This is a genomic window from Streptosporangium sp. NPDC053982 (genome assembly GCF_055585205.1).
The window spans coordinates 1-2,662 of record NZ_JBVJKQ010000036.1 but is presented as its reverse complement, the minus strand read 5'-3'; the positions used below and the strand labels follow the sequence as shown (position 1 = coordinate 2,662).

The window sequence follows — 2,662 nt, the reverse complement described above, 5'->3', positions numbered from 1 at the left end:
CACAGCACCCGGCTTCGCAAAAAGAGGTCTCGCGACATGAGGTCTCGCGACGCGAGGCGCCGTACGAGGATGACGACCGATGATCACCCGTGGCTTCTCCGGTCCCCGCGGACCCGGCCGGCGCTCCGTCCCCGGCCCGCCACCGCTTCGCGGCGTGGCGACGATACGTGAGGCGAGCGGGCCGGGGGAGGGTACATGAGGCGATCAGGCCGGGGGCCACGGGAGGGGTCAGGCGTCCCGATGTCTGTCCCGGACCTCGGGGAGCCGCTCGAAGCCGGCTGACACGTAGGTGGCGACCGCGCCGACGTTGGCGCTCGGGGTGCAGACGACCGCGCTCGGCGAGCCCATCTCCCGGAGCGCGGCCGCCGCGGCGAGGGTGATCGCTGTGCCGTGGCCGCGACCGCGGTGCTCCCGGTGCACGCCCATCGGCTCCAGCAACCCGGACCTGCCCGGACCGGCCGACCACACGGTCACCGCCGCCACCGCGTTCCCCCGGTCGTCGTGGGCGACCAGACACCGGGCATCGGCGTACGCCGGCCCGGCCGCCATCGCGTGCCAGCGGTCCTCGGTGAACGTCGACCCGTCGAACGACGCCCGCAGTACGGTGGCCCACACGTCCGCCCGCTCCGGCCCGATCACCTCGATCCGCGCGCCCGGGTCCTCCACCGGCTCCGTGAGGTCGCGGCGCAGCGGCGTCCACGGCTCGTCGAGGTCCCATCCGCGCTCGGCCAGCAGGTCCTGGACCAGCGCGTCCATGGGCGCTTCGATGTCCGCCCTCCCCCCGGGCAGCACGCCGCGCTCCGGCTCGGTCACGTCCTCGACCAGCCGCCGCGCCAGATTCTCGTCCCGCTGGGCGTCCGGCGCGATCGCCAGCCGCAGCAGTCCGGGGCCGTCCAGCAGTCCGGCGGCGAGAATCCGGCCGTCCCGGCTCCACGTCCGGACCGCTGCGGCCGTCGCCTCCGCGCCGAACCGCCAGAACCAGCCCAGGTCCCCCGGATGCAGTTGAAGCGGTGCCCCGTGGTGCTGCCACTCCCGCAGCGCTTCCACGACCTCGCTCAGTCCGTCGACTCCCGGCTCACCCGGCACGATCGTCATGACCCCGATCACACCTCACCGCACCGGTGGTCCGCACCTGGTTTTCGGCAGGTGCGACGGGCCGGAGCCGGTGACGCGATGACGGCGCCGGGAGAGAGCGGGCCGGAGCGTCAGGGACGCGGTGGCGAAGGAGAGAGCAGGCCGCGCCGGGGATACGGCGACGGCGAAGGAGAGAGCGGACCGCGTCAGGAACGCGGTGACGGCGCCGGGGAGACGGCGGCCGGCGAGCCCGGACCGGACGTCGACCGCGCGCCGCCGCCCCGGCCCGACGGCCCGCAGAACGTCCTGACGGCGAGCCCCATGACCTCCTCCGTGGTCGGGTTGCGGGTCGAGGGGTTGATCGACAGGGTCAGCGACGTGCCGGAGTCCGATCGGAACGTGAACGTGAGGTAGCCGATCAGCTCGCCGCTGTGCCCCCACACCGTGCCGCACGGCAGCCGGTAGGCCTGCAGCCCGAGCCCGTAGCCGAATCCGGCCCCCGTCTCGACGGTCGTGCGCATCGCCTTCAGGGACGCCTCGCTGATCAGCCTGCCGCCGAGCAGCGCCGACATGAACCGCTCCAGGTCCGCGGCGGTCGAGATCATCTCTCCGGCGGCCCAGTCCAGCGAGGGGTTCATCCGCGTCGCGTCCACCAGGCCGGGAAGCGGCTCGTACCCCTTGGCGTGCGGTGACGGCAGCCCCGCCCGGTCACCCGGCACCAGCGTGTGGCGCAGCCCCAGCGGGCGCAGGACGCGGCGCGTGACCTCCTCGCCGTACGGGCGGCCGGTCACCTTCTCCACCAGCAGCCCGAGCACCACGTAGCCGGTGTTGGAGTAGTGCCACTTCCCGTCGTCGGGGAGCTTCTTCGCGAAGGCGACCTTGAGCAGTTCTCGCGGCCGGTAGGAGCGGAACCGGGCGTCTCCGCGCCAGCGGTTGGTGGAGTATCCGGGTTCGCTCATGTAGTCGTACAGGTGGCCGGTGTGGTTGAGGAGCTGGCGGACGGTGATCCGCTCGCCGTCCGGCACCAGGCCGGGCAGGTACTCGCCGACGGGGTCGTCGAGCCGCACCTTGCCCTCGTCCACGAGCTGGAGCACCACCGTCGCGACGAAGGTCTTGGTGACGCTGCCGATCCGGAAATAACCGCCGGGTGACGGCCGCCCCCCACGCTCGATGTCGCGCACCCCCGCGGCGCCCGTCCAGGTGCGGTGGCCGTCGGAGACCCGCGCCAGGGCGGCCGTCGCCCCGCCGTCCGCCACGATCCTCTCCAGGCCGGAGCGTATGTCCACGGACCGGCCGCTCCCCGCGACGGCCGCGGCCTGGCCGCCCGTCGCGACGGCCGCCGCCACCAGCACGTTCGTCATCGTCTTCATCATGTGCCCGACGCTACGGAGATCGGTTTCACGCTGGAATGCGGTGCGCCGCCCACTCCACCTGTGGAAAACCGCAGCCGCTCACGTGCCCGGACAGCGCGGTACGGCCGGGCGGGGAGCCTCGGCCGCTCAGGTGCCGAGGTAGCGCAGCACGGCCAGGACGCGGCGGCTGTAGCCGGTGGTGTGCGACAGTTCCAGCTTGTCGAACAGGGCGTTGA

The 2,662-nt window shown here is 73.2% G+C and carries 2 protein-coding genes and 1 pseudogene; all 3 read right to left on the bottom strand.

Features of this window, described 5'->3' with window-relative positions; translation table 11 throughout:
• Positions 1–228 precede the first annotated feature (228 nt).
• On the bottom strand, positions 229–1,095 hold the full coding sequence (locus tag ACZ6W9_RS36785) for a GNAT family N-acetyltransferase (protein WP_389970338.1): 867 nt from the start codon (positions 1,093–1,095) through the stop codon (positions 229–231).
• 185 nt (positions 1,096–1,280) lie between these two features.
• Positions 1,281–2,447, bottom strand: a complete 1,167-nt coding sequence (locus ACZ6W9_RS36780) for a serine hydrolase domain-containing protein (RefSeq protein WP_389970336.1) — start codon at positions 2,445–2,447, stop codon at positions 1,281–1,283.
• Between the two features lie 126 nt (positions 2,448–2,573).
• Positions 2,574–2,662 (bottom strand): annotated as a pseudogene (locus tag ACZ6W9_RS36775) (DNA-binding response regulator); the annotation flags it as partial.